Origin of the sequence: Burkholderia cepacia GG4, from assembly GCF_000292915.1 — a bacterium.
Lineage (GTDB): Bacteria > Pseudomonadota > Gammaproteobacteria > Burkholderiales > Burkholderiaceae > Burkholderia > Burkholderia cepacia_D.
Map to the genome: position 1 here is coordinate 2558162 of NC_018513.1, position 14296 is coordinate 2572457.

General features: G+C 67.7%; 11 protein-coding genes. 3 read left to right on the forward strand and 8 right to left on the reverse strand.

Annotated features, from left to right (window positions below):
* Positions 1-89: 89 nt before the first annotated feature.
* The gene (locus GEM_RS11560; RefSeq protein WP_014897591.1) at positions 90-719 is read left to right on the forward strand and encodes an NAD(P)H-binding protein; all 630 of its coding nucleotides are present in this window, start codon (positions 90-92) and stop codon (positions 717-719) included.
* Between the two features lie 67 nt (positions 720-786).
* Here the strand turns inward: GEM_RS11560 and GEM_RS11565 are convergent, their stop codons facing one another.
* Positions 787-1338: a peroxiredoxin gene (locus GEM_RS11565; RefSeq protein ID WP_014897592.1), complete on the reverse strand. Its 552-nt coding sequence runs from the start codon at positions 1336-1338 to the stop codon at positions 787-789.
* 283 nt (positions 1339-1621) lie between these two features.
* Here GEM_RS11565 and cdpA point away from each other — a divergent pair, with 283 nt between their 5' ends.
* Both cdpA and GEM_RS11575 read left to right on the forward strand, forming a co-directional pair.
* Positions 1622-3361 carry a cyclic di-GMP phosphodiesterase CdpA gene (cdpA, locus tag GEM_RS11570; RefSeq protein ID WP_194293628.1) on the forward strand — a complete coding sequence of 580 codons (1740 nt, stop codon included), beginning with the start codon at positions 1622-1624 and terminating at the stop codon, positions 3359-3361.
* A 27-nt stretch (positions 3362-3388) separates the two neighbouring features.
* Complete coding sequence (locus GEM_RS11575) at positions 3389-4900, forward strand: HDOD domain-containing protein (RefSeq protein WP_014897594.1); 1512 nt, start codon at positions 3389-3391, stop codon at positions 4898-4900.
* A gap of 99 nt (positions 4901-4999) precedes the next feature.
* On the opposite strand, the gene GEM_RS11580 is transcribed toward GEM_RS11575, so the two are convergent.
* From GEM_RS11580 to GEM_RS11610, 7 genes are all read right to left on the reverse strand, one after another.
* On the reverse strand, positions 5000-5794 hold the full coding sequence (locus GEM_RS11580; RefSeq protein ID WP_014897595.1) for an ABC transporter substrate-binding protein: 795 nt from the start codon (positions 5792-5794) through the stop codon (positions 5000-5002).
* Between the two features lie 356 nt (positions 5795-6150).
* Positions 6151-7182 (reverse strand): succinylglutamate desuccinylase, encoded by a 1032-nt coding sequence (gene astE / locus GEM_RS11585; protein WP_014897596.1) that lies wholly within the window; start codon positions 7180-7182, stop codon positions 6151-6153.
* A gap of 7 nt (positions 7183-7189) precedes the next feature.
* Positions 7190-8530 (reverse strand): N-succinylarginine dihydrolase, encoded by a 1341-nt coding sequence (gene astB / locus GEM_RS11590; RefSeq protein ID WP_014897597.1) that lies wholly within the window; start codon positions 8528-8530, stop codon positions 7190-7192.
* Between the two features lie 14 nt (positions 8531-8544).
* Complete coding sequence (gene astD / locus GEM_RS11595; protein WP_014897598.1) at positions 8545-10008, reverse strand: succinylglutamate-semialdehyde dehydrogenase; 1464 nt, start codon at positions 10006-10008, stop codon at positions 8545-8547.
* 7 nt (positions 10009-10015) lie between these two features.
* Positions 10016-11047 carry an arginine N-succinyltransferase gene (gene astA / locus GEM_RS11600; protein ID WP_014897599.1) on the reverse strand — a complete coding sequence of 344 codons (1032 nt, stop codon included), beginning with the start codon at positions 11045-11047 and terminating at the stop codon, positions 10016-10018.
* On the reverse strand, positions 11044-12111 hold the full coding sequence (gene aruF, locus GEM_RS11605; RefSeq protein ID WP_014897600.1) for an arginine/ornithine succinyltransferase subunit alpha: 1068 nt from the start codon (positions 12109-12111) through the stop codon (positions 11044-11046). Before aruF ends, astA begins: the two co-directional genes overlap by 4 nt.
* 30 nt (positions 12112-12141) lie before the next feature.
* The gene (locus tag GEM_RS11610) at positions 12142-13374 is read right to left on the reverse strand and encodes an aspartate aminotransferase family protein (RefSeq protein WP_014897601.1); all 1233 of its coding nucleotides are present in this window, start codon (positions 13372-13374) and stop codon (positions 12142-12144) included.
* Between the last annotated feature and the right edge of the window lie 922 nt (positions 13375-14296).

Below are 14296 nucleotides of genomic sequence, written 5' to 3' on the forward strand. Positions count from 1 at the left end.
GCGCGCCGCCTGCCCAATTCGACATACACTTGAGTATCAGTCGTCCGTCCCTATCTGGAAGGATGACGCATCGAGCAAGGAGCGGTTTCATGACGACGAAGGTACTGCTGATTGGCGCGACCGGCCGCACGGGCCAGGCCTGCGCGGATCTGCTGCTCAAGCAGCCGGAATTCGAGGTGACTGCGCTGGTGCGCCGGCACGGCTATGCGCTGCCCGGCGCGAAGGTCGTCGAGGCCGATCTGACGGGCGATTTCTCGCACGCGTTCCAGGGCATCACGCATGTGATCTACGCGGCCGGCTCGGCAGAGTCGGAAGGCGCCGCCGAAGAGGAGCAGATCGACCGCGACGCGGTCGCGCGCGCGGCCGAGCATGCGCTCGCCTACAACGTGCAGAAGCTGGTCGTGATCAGTTCGCTGACCGCGTACTGGCCGGAGCGCACCAGCGACGCGCTGCGCCACTATTCACAGATGAAACACGAAGGAGACGAACGCGTGATCGCGTCGGGCATCGACTACGTGATCCTGCGCCCCGGCCCGCTCGCGGACGGCCCGGGCGTCGGCAAGATCGCGCTGACCGAGGAGCCGCTCGACGCGGCGCCGCCCGTGTCGCGCCAGGACGTCGCATGGGCCGCGATCGAAGCGATCAAGCTTGGCATCACGCGCAAGGTCGTCGGCTTCGTCGGCGGCGGCGTGCCGATCGAGCAGGCGTTGCGCGCGTAACGCGCCCCGCGCTGCCGCGCGTTTCCTGCTGCCGGCGGCCCGCGCTGCGGGCCGCCTTGCCGTGCGCTTATTGCTTCGGGTGCGCGTCGGCCCACGCCTTGACCACGCCGAGCGTGTTCTCGACGTGCTTGTCGGGCGACAGGCTCGTGTATTCGTACAGCACCTTCCCTTCCGGCGAAATCACGTAGGACACGCGGTTCGCGCGATCGAGCGCGGGCAGCTTCGCGTCGTATTCGCGGATGATCTTCGCGTCCGGGTCGGCCGCGACCGGGAACTTGCTGCGGCACTCGCTCACCGAGAACTTGGACAGCGTGTCGATGTTGTCTGCGGATACGCCGATCACCGTCGCGCCGTAAGCCTTGTAATGATCGACCGCATCCGCGAACGCATGCGCCTCGATCGTGCAGCCCTTCGTGAACGCGGCCGGGTAGAAATACAACACGACCGGCCCATGCTTCAGCGCATCGGCGAGCGAGTACGTGTAAGTCTTGCCGCCCAGCGACGCCTGCGTCGTAAAGCCGGGCGCCGTGTCGCCCGGCTTCAGTTCCGCCTGCGCCACGAGCGCATGACCGGCCACCAGCAGCGCCGCCGCGGCGCCCACCAACAGTTTTCGCTTCATCTGCGTCCTCATTTCTTATAAAGTCAGCCTCGATGTAGGCCACGCCGGCGTTCGACGGTCGAACGCCGGCCTGCACGACCCGGTCCGGCGGTAGCGCCAGCCGCGGCCGGCCGGCCGGTTAAAGATTCCGCGCAGCCTGCCGTTATTCCTTCCGGACAACCGGTTCCAGCCCTTCACGTCAGCGAGACACATGGAAGCCAACAGGAAACAGACGCCACGCAAGGGCTCCTGGCGCAACGCCTTGCATACGCTGCGCCGCTTCGCCTGGTCGGGCGGCGCGCTGATGCCTGCGCGCGCCGGCGCGCCGCGCCGCGACGATACCGTGCGCAACTGGCTGGAGCAGACGGTCGGCACGGTGGATTTCCTCGCCCATGTCGACCGCGAGCTGCGTTTTCTGTACGTCTCCGACGCAAGCCTGCGCTTCATCGGCTATCACCGCGACTACCTGCACACGCTGACGCTGCGCGACCTGATCGCGGAACAGGATACCGCGGTGCTCGAAGGCTTGCTTGCGCGCGCCGCGCGTTCCGGCCAGGTCGAGAAGGCGACGATGTGCATCGTCAAGTCGCTCACCTACCCGCTCGACGTCGAGGTTCGCGCGTACAAGAGCCGCCACCACGGCGTCGACGGCTTCGCGATCGCCGCGTTCGACGTGTCGGCATGGCGCGCACTCGAGGCGCGCCTGACGTACGAAATGCACCACGATCAGATGACAGGGCTCGGCAACCTGTCCGCGCTCGTGCCCGCGCTGATGCGCGCGCAGCAGGCCGCCGACGAGGCCGGCACCTGCGCGGCGCTGCTGCTGCTCGATCTCGACGACTACCAGCGTATCAACCGCGCACTCGGCTACGACGCCGGCGACGCGCTGCTGCGCGAAACCGCGCAGCGGCTGCAGGCGCTCGTCACGCCCGGCGAACAGCTCGCGCGTGTCGCCAGCGACAAGTTCGCGGTCGTGTTCACCGCGCCGAACCGCGCACGCGCAAGCGACGCCGCGGACGCGCTCGCGCGCCGGCTGCAGGCGTCGGTGCGCGAACCGTACGTGTACCAGGGGCAGACCGTGCACCTGTCCGCGAGCATCGGCATCGCGCTGTATCCCGACGAACGCGCAGCGCCGCATCGCGCGCAGCACCACAGCCCGCTGCTGCGCCGCGCCGACCATGCGCTCGCGCAGGCGAAGGCATCGGGCGGCAATGCGCTCGCGTTTCATGCGCCGGTCGACGATCCGGCCGATGCCGAGCGGCTCAAGCTCGAGGCCGACCTGTACGACGGCGTGCGCAACGGCGAGTTCTCGCTCCACTTCCAGCCGATCACGCGCAGCCAGTCGGGCGCGGTGGACGGCGTCGAGGCGCTGATCCGCTGGCGCCATCCGGTGCACGGCCTCGTGCCGCCGGCGACCTTCATTCCGCTCGCCGAATCGATCGGCCTGATCAACTATCTCGGCAACTGGGTGCTCAAGGCCGCGTGCATGCAGCTCGTCGCGTGGGACCGCCAGGGGCTCGCGCTGCAGTATGTGGCGGTCAACGTGTCGCCGCAGCAGTTCCGCGACCCGCGCTTCACGCACAGCGTGCGCGAGGCGATCGCGCTCACCGGCATCGACCCGCGCCGCATCGTGCTGGAGATCACCGAAAGCCTGCTGATGCACGATCCCGCGCAGGCGAAGGGGCTGCTCGAGGAGCTGACCGATCTCGGCATCCGCTTCGCGATCGACGATTTCGGCACCGGCTATTCGAGCCTCGCGTACCTGCAGCGCTTCCCGCTCGCGAAGCTGAAGATCGACCGCAGCTTCGTCGAGAACCTGCTGACGTCGCGCAACGATCGCGCGATCGTGTCGGCGGTGGTCGGCCTCGCGCAGACGCTCGATCTCGAACTCGTCGCCGAAGGCGTCGAGACCGAGGCACAGCGCGAACTGCTGACCGAGATGGGCTGCAACCATATCCAGGGCTGGCTCGTCTGCCAGGCGCTGCCGTCCGAAGAGCTCGCACGGCGCTTCGAGGCGCAGCAACTACGCCTGCACGCCGCCTGACGCACGCGGCGAACCGGACAAATCCGTATGTCAATCACCGAACACCTGCCCCGCTCGGCGCTGCTCGACAAGCTGTGGGCCCGGATGAACGAACGGGGCGACTTCCCGCTGCTGTCGGAATCGCTGCGCGCGACGATGGCCGCGATGAAGAACGACGACCTCGACTTCACTGCGCTCGTGCGCGTCGTGCTGTCGGACTTCGCGCTCACGCAGAAGGTGCTGCGACTCGCGAATTCCGCGATGTACATGGCATTCGGCGGCAACATCACGACCGTCACGCGAGCACTGATGGTGCTCGGCATGGACACGGTCGGCCATCTCGTCGTCGGGCTGAAGCTCGTCGACCATTTCCACCACAGCACGCCGCGCCGCATCGACGCGAAACTCGAGCTGAACCGCACCTTGCTGTCCGGTTGCGTCGCGCGCAAGCTGACCGAGCATGCGGAGTTGCGCGGCGGCGAGGAAGCCGTCGTCTGCACGCTGATGCGCCAGGTCGGCAAGCTCCTGGTGGTCTGCTATCTCGACAGCGAATGGGATCGGATCCGCCGCCGCGCCGCCGAACTGAACGGCGACGAAGAGGCGGCGTGCATCGACGTGCTGGGCGTCGGCTTCGACGAGATCGGCCTCGAGGCCGCCGCGAGCTGGCGCCTGCCCGACGTGATTCGCGCCGGGATGGCCGACGGCGACGACCAGGCCGCGCTCGCCGGCCCGCTCGACGGGGACGACGATGACGACGACCGCCGGCGCGTCCCGGACGCATCCGCCGACGACAGCCCCGAGCGCGTGCGCTGGCTGCGCGCGGTGAGCCGCTGCTCGACCGACGTGGCCAGTGCGCTCGTGATGCCCGCGAGCCCGCAGCGCGACGCGCGCATCGCGGCGCTCGCGCAGCATTACGGCACGGCGCTGGAGATCGAATCCGACGCGCTCGTCGAGATCGCCGACCGGCTCGCGAGCGAGGAAGCGAGCGACACCGTCATGCGGGAGATCGTCGAGCTGCGCGCGAACGCCGATGCGATCGCGCGGGCGCAGGCCGAGCCCGAGGCCTGCCTCGAAGCCGGCCTCGCGGACCTGCGCGCGCTGCCGTCCGAACACGTGCTGACGCCGGTGCTCGCGCTCGCGTCGGAAAGCCTGCTCGCCGGCCTCGCGTTCACGCGCACCGTGATGTTCGTGCGTCGCGACGACGGCACGTTCGCCGCGCGTCTCGGCTTCGGCCCCGGCGTCGATGCCGCGCTCGACCGGCTGCGCTTCGACGAGCGCTTCGAGCCGGACGTCTTCCATCTCGCGATCACCAACTCGGTCGGCATCTTCATCGAGCACGCGCAGGAGCCGAAGATGGTGAAGCGCCTGCCCGCGTGGTATCTCGATGCGCTGGAAGATACGCGCGCCTTCGTGCTGCTGCCCGTGCGCGTCGGCACGAAGCCCGTCGCGCTGCTGTACGGCGACTGGGCCGGCGTCCAGCCCGCGCGCAAGATCACGCAGCAGGAGATGAGCGTGCTCAACGAGCTCGCGCGGGAACTGGGGCGGTTCTTCCCCACGTAACGCAACCGGCGGGCCGCCGGCAGCGCCAACAAACGGCGCGCCCCAAAAGCAAACCGGCCGCGAAAGCGGCCGGCTGCATCGTACGACGGATCGAAACGCTTACTTGAGCGTCACCGGCACGCTGAAGTACTTCTTCGCGAGGTTGTCGATCGTGCCGTCGGCCTTCAGTTCCTTCAGCGCCTGATCGAGCGCGGTCTTCAGTGCCGCGTCGTTCTTGCGCAGGCCGAAGCCGACGCCCGAGCCGAGGATCTCGGCGTCGCTGACCGTGCCGCCGGCGAAGCCGAAGCCCTGGCCTTGCGGCTTCGACAGGAAGCCCTTCGAGCCCGCTTCCGAATCCTGGAAGGTCGCGTCGAGACGGCCCGACTTCAGGTCGGCGTAGGCCAGGTCCTGCGTCTGGTACGGCACGACGTCGACGCCTGCCGGCGCCCACTTCTTCTTCGCGTACGCTTCCTGGATCGTGCCCTGCAGCACGCCGACGCGCTTGCCCTTCAGCGCCTGCGGGGTCGGCTGCAGGCCGCTGCCCTGCTTCGCGATCAGCTGGTTCGGGATCGTGTAGATCGGATCGGTGAACGCGATCGCGTGCTTGCGCTGGTCGGTGATCGTCATGTCCGAGTTGATCGCGTCGAACTTGCGCGCCTGCAGCGCGGGGATCAAGCCGTCGAAGTCGTTCTCGACCCACACGCACTTCGTCTTCAGCTTCGCGCACACCGCGTTGCCGATGTCGATGTCGAAGCCGGTCAGCTTGCCGTCGGGCGTCTTGTATTCGAACGGCGCGTACGAGGCCTCGACGCCGAACCGGATCTCCTTCAGATCCGCAGCCATCGCGCTGCCTGCCGCCACGGCCGATGCCGCCACTACCGCGTGCGCGGCCACTTTACGCCAATCCAACTTCATCAGGTGTTCTCCTCGATACTCGAATGTTCCGGAACTACGGGCGCATGCATCATTGCAGGGTCGGATGACAACGACAATCCCGATGCCGCGCCTTGATGCGGCGCAACAGCCGCAAGGCCGCGATTGTACCAATCCGCGCGGCCCGATATGGCAAAGCGGCCGCCAATCCACGATGTTGCGCTGCGAGCACGGCGGCCGCCGGGACGTCCGTCGAACTTGCAAGACGATGTCGCAAATACGCAAGGCGCGGCGCGCGCGCCGTCTGCGCGGCATGCGGGCAGCAGCGCAACAAGAGAGCGGCTGCGCAACGATGCGCGGGCCGCGGGTCGCCACGGCCGCGCGCAAGCGTTCATTGGTCAGACGAGCGCGGCGAGCGTGTCGCGCGTCGTGTCGACGACGAGCAGGCCCGCACGCAGGCCCGGCTTCACGGTCGGATTCGGGAACACGATGCGTTCCTCGTCGTGCGTTACCGTGTAGCGGTAATCGCCGTCCTGCGCGAGCACGGTGCCGCGCGCGAACGCGGTGAAGTTCGCGACGTCGGCCGCGACGAACAGTTCCAGTGCATCGCTCTGCTTCGTGATCTGGTCGATCACGGTGAACACGCGCGGCAGCGGAGCGTCGACGTCGCGCGGCGCACCGGACACCAGCTTGCGCACCGCACGATCGGCCGGCGCGAAGCGCGACAGGTCGTTCTGGCCGAACGGCCGCACCTTGCCGAGTTCGAGCGTGCACGCGAGCGCGCCGCAATGCTCGGCCGTGAAATGCGAATACGTGTTGCCCTTCGCGGTATGCAGCAGCACGGCCGCGATGCGCGCGTCGCCGAGCCATTCGACCATCGTGCGCGTCGGCGGCGTGCCCGTGTGCGGCAGCAGCGCGAACTGTTCGAATACCGATGCGCGGATCGCCGTGTGCATGTCGACGTGCCAGCGCGCAGTGCCCGTCGGCGCGGCCGCGAAGAACGCGGCGGCCGCCGCTTCGAGCTGCACCGCGCGCGGCGCTTCGCGGCTCGCCGGCACGTGCGCGTGGCGGCCGCTGAACAGGCGGTTCAGGTCGTCGTCGAGATAGCGTTCGCCCGCGCGCATCGCCGGCACGTTGCCGAGCACGACGAGCAATCGGCACGCGAGCGGCAGCGTGCCCGCTGCAAGATCGCGCACGAGCATCGACAGCAGCTCGATCGGCGCGGTCTCGTCGCCATGCACACCGGCCGACACGAGCACGCTCGCGCGCGCCGCCGTATCCGCGGCTGCGGACGGCTCGAGTGCGAGCAGCCCGTCGCCGAGCCATTGCCAGCGCACCGCGCCGCCCGCGCATGCGCCGTCCGTCTCGGCCGGCGCACCGCCCGCGAGCGTGAACGCGAGGAAGTCGTCGAGCAGCGTGGCGGCCGGCATGCCGGGCTCAGCGCTGGAAGTCATACAGCGACCCGACGCGCAGGATCTGCGTGAGCTCGTCGAGCGCGGTGCGCGACTCGTCGAGCAGCGTCGGATCCGCGAGGTCTTCCGGTGCGAGACGGTCGCGGTAGTGCTTCTCGATCCACGCGTCGAGCGACGCGAACAGCGTGTCGTTGATCCACACGTTCGACGTGACGGCCGCACGCTCGGCGTCGTTCAGCACCACGCGCAGGCGCAGGCACGCGGGGCCGCCGCCGTTCTTCATGCTTTCGCGCAGGTCGAACACGAGCACGTCGCGAATCGGGCCGTTGCCGGCCGCGAGCTCGTCGAGATAAGCGGCGACCCTCTCGTTCTCGCGGCATTCCTGCGGCACGACGAGCACCTGCGAGCCGTCCGCGCGCGACAGCAGCTGGCTGTTGAACAGGTACGACGTGACCGCGTCGTTCACGCTCACGGCCGCATCCGGCACCTCGATCACGTTCAGCCGCGCGCCGCGCGCATCGAGCGTGGCCGTCAGCGTGTCGTAGATCGCCTGCTTGTTGACGAACGCGCGTTCGTGCGTGAACAGCGTGTCACGGTTGCCGACCGAGATCACGTCGTTGTGGAACACGCCCGCATCGATCACGTCCGGATCCTGCTGCGCATAGACCGTCGCCGTTTCGGCGAGACCGTGGCGATGCGCGACCGCGCGGCTCGCCTCGAAGGTCTGGCGCGCCGGGAAGCGCTTCGGCTCGGGGCCGCGGCGGTACTCCGCACGGCCGTACACGAAGAACTCGACGCCCGGCTTGCCGTATTCGGCGCAAAAGCGCGTATGGTTCGCCGCACCCTCGTCGCCGAGCGCCGGCGTGCCGGTCAGCGCCTCGTGCACCGCGAAGTGCGCGGGATCGGCGAACAGCGTCGACAGCGTGCGGCGCGTCGCGTCGTGCTCGATCGCGCGATGCAGCTTGCTGCACAGGTTGGCCGGCGTGAAGTGCACGCGGCCGTCGCTCGTGTCGGCCGACGGGCTGACGGTGGCCGCGTTCGCGGTCCACATCGCCGACGCCGAACTCGCCGCGGCGAGCAGTTCGGGCGCCTGCTTGGCAGCCTTCGCGATCACGTCCGCGTCCTTGCCGGAGAAGCCGAGCTCGCGCAACAGGCGCAGCGACGGCCGCTCCTGCGGCGGCAGCACGCCTTGTGCGAAACCGAGATCCGCGAGTTGCTTCATCTTGCGCAGCCCCTGCTTCGCGGCAGCCTTCGGGTTCGCGGCCGATTTCTCGTTGTTGAGCGACGCCACGTTGCCGAACGACAGCCCGGCATAGTTGTGGGTCGGACCGACGAGTCCGTCGAAATTGGCTTCTTGTGCGTTCATCGTCGTTCCCTCGATCAGAAATGCAGGCCCGGCGACAGGCTCGCGGGCAAGGTCAGTTGCGTGCTTTCCACCGACGCCATCGGATACGCGCAATAGTCGGCCGCGTAGTACGCGCTCGGTCGATGGTTGCCCGACCGGCCTGCGCCGCCGAACGGCGCGGCCGACGATGCGCCGTTGGTCGGCCGGTTCCAGTTGACGATCCCGGCGCGAATCGTGCGGCGGAAGTGCGTCCATGCGTGCTCATCGTCGGCGAGCAGCCCGGCGGACAGGCCGAATGCCGTGTCGTTCGCGCGCTCGATCGCTTCGTCGAACGTCGCGTAGCGGACGATCTGCGCGAGCGGGCCGAAGTGCTCTTCGTCGGGCAGGTCGGCCACGCCGGTCACGTCGATGATCGACGCATTCACGAAGCCCAGGCGCGGATCGCGCTGCGTCATCGCGATGATCGGCTTCGCGCCCTGCTCGATCAGGCGCGACTGCGCGTCGACCAGCTTCGCGGCCGCGCGTGCCGAGATCACCGCACCCATGAACGGCTGCGGATCGGCGTCGAACACGTCGGCCGTGATCTTCGACGTAACGTCGGCGAAGCGTGCGAGGAAGCGGTCGCCGAACGCGCCCTGCGGCACGAAGATGCGGCGTGCGCACGTGCAGCGCTGGCCGGCCGACAGGAACGCCGACTGGATCGTGTGGTGCACGGCCGCGTCGAGGTCCTCGACTTCGCCGATCACGAGCGGGTTGTTGCCGCCCATCTCGAGCGCGAGCACGATTTCCGGACGGCCGCCGAACTGCTTGTGCAGCAGCGTGCCGGTATCCGAGCTGCCCGTGAAGAACAGCCCGTCGATCTGCCGATGATTCGCGAGCGCGATGCCGGTGTCCTTCTCGCCCTGCACCAGGTTCAGCACGCCGGCCGGCAGCCCGGCTTCCTGCCACACCTCGACCGTCGCGCGCGCGACGCCCGGTGCGAGTTCGGACGGCTTGAACACGACGGTGTTGCCCGCGATCAGCGCCGGCACGATATGACCATTCGGCAAGTGGCCGGGGAAGTTGTACGGACCGAACACCGCGACGACACCGTGCGGGCGATGGCGCAGCACCGCGACGCCGTCGGCCATGTCCTGGCGCTTCTCGCCGGTGCGTTCCTGGTAGGCCTGGATCGAGATCCCGACCTTCGCGGCCATCGATGCGACTTCGGTGCGCGCTTCCCACAGCGGCTTGCCCGTCTCGCGGCCGATTGCCGTCGCGATCGCTTCCTTGCGCTCGGTGAGCAGCGCCGCGAAACGCTTGACGATCGCGCAGCGCGCTTCGAAGTCGAGCGCCGACCAGCCGGCAAACGCACGGCGCGCGCTCGCGACCGCGCGGTCGACGTCGGCCGCCGACGCGCTGTCGCCCTGCCAGGCGATCTCGTCGGTGCCGGGGTTGCGCGAGGCGAACACGGGGCCCGAGCCTGCAACCCAGGTGCCGTCGATGAAGAGTTCCGTCATGATTCGTTTATCCCTGTTTGACTTTGAGCGGCAGCACGCGGACCGGATCGCCGGCCTTCACGTCGAGCGCGGCGGCATCGTCGGCCGACAGCACGAACGCGCCGTTCGCGACCACGCCCGGCGCGACGCCGACGCGGAAATCGCCCAGCGACGTGTTCGACACCAGCGACTTCTGCGCGTCTTCCCGCACGTCCGGCACGCCGATCGTGACCGGCACGACAACGCTTTCGCGCACCGTGCGCAGGTCGTTGACGTGGCATTCGAGCACCGGGCCCGCGTCGAAGATGTCGACGTGGTTCTGGTAGCGCAGCCCTTCCGCCTCGAGCATCTTGCGGGCCGGCAGCGTATCGCGGTGCGTGAGGCCGACCGCGTCCTGCGCGTCCTGCGGCAGCAGGTCGACGTACACCGGATAGCGCGGCATCAGTTCCGCGAGGAACGACTTGCGGCCGTGCGAGCTCAGGTAGTCCGCCGCATTGAAATCGATCTGGTAGAAGTGCGAACCGACTGCACGCCAGAACGGCGACGTGCCGTCCTCGTCGAAGTGGCCGCGCAGTTCCGCGCAGATGCGTTCCGGGAAGCGCTCGCGGAACTGCGCGATGAACATGAAGCGCGAGCGCGACAGCAGGCCGCCGACGCCGCCCGTGCGATAGCGCGGGCTCAGGAACAGCGAGCACACTTCCGCGTAGCCCGTCAGGTCGTGCGAGATGTTCAGTGCGGACATCCGCGTCCACACGCCGAGTTCCTGGCTCGCGTGCACGACCGTGCTCACGCGATAGTTGTAGAACGGCTGTTCGAGGCCGACCTGGGTCTCGATCCCGCACACGCCCGCGATGTCGCCCGTCGTCGATTCTTCCATCACGAAGAAGTAGCCGGCTTCGCCCGCTGCGGCCTCGCCCTCGAGCGTGCGGCGCGTGCGTTCGATGCGCGCGGCGAGCGCGTCGCGGTCGGGCTTGAACGTGGTCAGGCCCGGCCCGGTTTCCTTCGCGAGCGACACGAGCGCGTCGACGTCGCCCGTTTGTACGACCCGAACGACGATCATGCTGCGTCTCCCTTCATATCTTCATCGTCGCGGCGGTGCAGCGGCACGCAGCGCACGACATCGCCATCCTTCACATCGAGCGCCGCGCGCACGTCGCCGGCCAGCGGCGCATCGGCGCCCCGCGCGTCGGCCGTGTCACCCGGCAGGTCGGCCAGCACGCAGCGGAACGATTCGCCGCTGCCGGTCGACACCATGTACGCGACATCGCCCTGCTGACGCGCGGCTTCGCGCACGGTGCGCTCCGCGCCGTGCTTCACGCACGCGGTGCGGTCGACCTGCGCGGTCAGCACCGGGCCCGCGTCGAAGATGTCGACGAAGCGGTCCGGCTCGAAGCCTTCCTCGAGATGGATGTCGTACGCGAGCAGCGCCGTTTCGTTCGGCTCGCCGAGCACGCGCTGCGCGGCTTCCGGCAGCAGCGGCACGTACAGCGGATAGGCCGGCATCACTTCCGCGATGAACGTGCGGCTGCGGCCACCCGACGCGATGTCGACGTCGGTGAAGTTGCGGCCGAAGAACTTGCGGCCCACTGCTTCCCAGAACGGCGATGCCCCCGTGTTGTCGCTCACGCCGAGCAGCAGCGTGAACACTTCCGGCGTGAAGCGGCGGCGGTTCGCGGCGATGTACATCATCCGCGCCCGCGAGATCAAGTGCGCGGCCGCGTCGCCGCGCAGCGACGGATCGACGTAGAAGCCGGCCAGCCGGCTCTTGCCGGTCAGCTCGTGCGACATCGTGAGTGCATGGATCTTGCGGTTCACGTGCAGCTCGCGCGACGCGTGGATCAGTGCGTCGTTGCGGAACGCGTAGAACGGTTCCGAGTAGCCGGCCGCGGCCACGATGCTCGCCGTGCCGAGCAGCTTGCCGGTCGACGAATCCTCGAGCACGAAGAGGTAGAACTCCTCGCCGGCGAAGTCGACGTCCGCGCGAAACGAATCCTCGGAGAGCGCCACGCGCGCTTCGAGCGCCGCGCGATCGTGCGGCAGCGAGTGCAGGACCGGCTGCGCGGTGCGCGCCATGTGCGCGAGCGCATCGAGATCCGTGAGTTTGCCGGGGCGAACAAATAGCATCGTCGTTCCTGTCTGCGATGGGCGCGCCGATCAGCGCGCGGTGGCTTCCTGGGCCGCGAGCACCTGCTCGACCGCCTTCTCGAAGCGCTTCACGCCTTCGTCGAGCAGGTCAAACGGGATCACGAGCGACGGGACGAAGCGCAGCACGTTCGGGCCGGCGATCAGCATGATCAGGCCGTTCTCGGCGGCGGCGGTGACGAAGTCCTTCGCGCGGCCGTCGAATGCGGCGGTGAGTTCCGCGCCGACCAGCAGGCCCTTGCCGCGGATGTCCTTGAAGATGCCGAAGCGTGCGTTGATGCGTTCGAGCGCGCCCTTCAGGCGCACGCTGCGTTCGCGCACGCCTTCGAGCAGTGCCGGGTCGCCGATCAGTTCGACGACCTTGTCCGCGATCGCCGATGCGAGCGGGTTGCCGCCGTACGTCGTGCCGTGCACGCCGACCTTGAAGTGGGCGGCCAGTTCGTTCGTCGTCAGCATCGCGCCGATCGGGAAGCCGTTGCCGAGTGCCTTCGCGGTCGTGAGGATGTCCGGCGTGACGCCCGTGTCCATGTATGCGTAGAACTGGCCCGTGCGGCCGACGCCCGTTTGCACTTCGTCGAAGATCAGCACTGCGTCGTTGGCATCGCACGCTTCGCGCAGTGCCTTCAGGAAGGCCGGATCGGCCGGGATCACGCCGCCTTCGCCCTGCACCGGCTCGACGATCACCGCACAGGTTTGCGGGCCGATCGCGGCCTTGGCGGCTTCGATGTCGTTGAACGGCAGGTGCTTGATGCCGGCCGGCACCGGGCCGAAGCCTTCCGAGTACTTCGGCTGGCCGCCGACGCTGACCGTGAAGAACGTGCGGCCGTGGAACGACTGGACGAACGAGATGATTTCGGTTTTATCGGCGCCGTGGCGATCGAATGCGACGCGGCGCGCGAGCTTCAGTGCGGCTTCGTTCGCTTCCGCGCCCGAGTTCGCGAAGAACGCGCGATCGGCGAAGGTCAGCGATTCGAGGCGCTTCGCGAGGCGCAGCACCGGCTCGTTCGTGTAGCCGTTGCCGATGTGCCAGAGCTTGCGGCTTTGTTCGTCCAGGACTTTCAGCAGTTCCGGGTGGCCGTGGCCCAGCGACGTCACCGCGATGCCGCAGGCGAAATCCACGTACTCGCGGCCGGCCGTGTCCCACACGCGGGAGCCCTCTGCACGGTCCGGCACGAACGGCGCGGGGGAAAATACCGGCACCATCACTTCGTCGAATGTCTGGCGGGTCACGGTCGAGGTCGTCATGGTCGTTCCTTTCGGTTTCGTAAGAGGGTTCAACAGGATCAAGTTTAGGTAAGGGCGACGCAAGCGTCTTGCGGATTTGCGACGGGTTCTATCGGAAGCGGATAGATCGCCTTATTTTGCCTTCCCGGCGGGGGGGGGCTTCGTGTGGTGGCGGTATTTTTTCGCGGGGGTTGGGGGTTTTGGTGGTGCGCCTGTGTTTTTCGTGAAGCACCTGTGATCTTGTCGGTCTATTCGCGTCGCCCCTGCGCGGGGCGGCGGTCACTTTTCTTTGTCTTGCCAAAGAAAAGTAACCAAAAGAAAGGCGCTCGGAAAACGCAAGACTTTCCGGTGCCGTAGCCCACGATGTGGCCCTCGCCTAAGTGTCCGCGCCAGGAACGAACCCGGAGTGGTTCGAGCAATGGTTCTGACGCGCCGCACCACCCGGCAGAGCGGTATACCGCCCGCCAGCTCCATCCTCGCTACGCTCGGCCGCAAGGTACTTCAGTCGCAATTCTTGCGCCCGTGCCCGATTCCAAAACAACCAACGATCAGTTCCCCAAATCAGTACGGGTGGTCACGTAAAGCGATTTCGATTCATTGGATTCGTATGCGATCCGGCACGATTGCGGAAACCAATCGACCGACTACATTCAGACGGGAAATAAGTGGACCTGTCGGCCGAGCGAAGCGAGGACGGAGCTAGCGGGCGGTATACCGGTCCGTTGAGTGGTGAGAGGTGTCAGAACCATTGCTCGAACCACTCCGGGTTCGCTCCTGGCGCGGACACTTAGGCGAGGGCCACTCCGTGGGCCACGGCACCGGGAAGTCTTGCGTTTTCCGAGCGCCTTTCTTTTGGTTACTTTTCTTTGGCAAGACAAAGAAAAGTGACCGCTGCCCCGCGCAGGGGCGACGCGAATAGACCGACAAGATCACAGGTGCGTCA

Excerpts from the sequence above, each read along its gene's own strand:
- GEM_RS11560 (WP_014897591.1), top strand. The coding sequence starts at position 90 with ATGACGACGAAGGTACTGCTGATTGGCGCGACCGGCCGCACGGGCCAG.
- GEM_RS11565 (WP_014897592.1), bottom strand. The coding sequence starts at position 1,338 with ATGAAGCGAAAACTGTTGGTGGGCGCCGCGGCGGCGCTGCTGGTGGCC.
- cdpA (WP_194293628.1), top strand. The coding sequence starts at position 1,622 with ATGCCTGCGCGCGCCGGCGCGCCGCGCCGCGACGATACCGTGCGCAAC.
- GEM_RS11575 (WP_014897594.1), top strand. The coding sequence starts at position 3,389 with ATGTCAATCACCGAACACCTGCCCCGCTCGGCGCTGCTCGACAAGCTG.
- GEM_RS11580 (WP_014897595.1), bottom strand. The coding sequence starts at position 5,794 with ATGAAGTTGGATTGGCGTAAAGTGGCCGCGCACGCGGTAGTGGCGGCA.
- astE (WP_014897596.1), bottom strand. The coding sequence starts at position 7,182 with ATGCCGGCCGCCACGCTGCTCGACGACTTCCTCGCGTTCACGCTCGCG.
- astB (WP_014897597.1), bottom strand. The coding sequence starts at position 8,530 with ATGAACGCACAAGAAGCCAATTTCGACGGACTCGTCGGTCCGACCCAC.
- astD (WP_014897598.1), bottom strand. The coding sequence starts at position 10,008 with ATGACGGAACTCTTCATCGACGGCACCTGGGTTGCAGGCTCGGGCCCC.
- astA (WP_014897599.1), bottom strand. The coding sequence starts at position 11,047 with ATGATCGTCGTTCGGGTCGTACAAACGGGCGACGTCGACGCGCTCGTG.
- aruF (WP_014897600.1), bottom strand. The coding sequence starts at position 12,111 with ATGCTATTTGTTCGCCCCGGCAAACTCACGGATCTCGATGCGCTCGCG.
- GEM_RS11610 (WP_014897601.1), bottom strand. The coding sequence starts at position 13,374 with ATGACGACCTCGACCGTGACCCGCCAGACATTCGACGAAGTGATGGTG.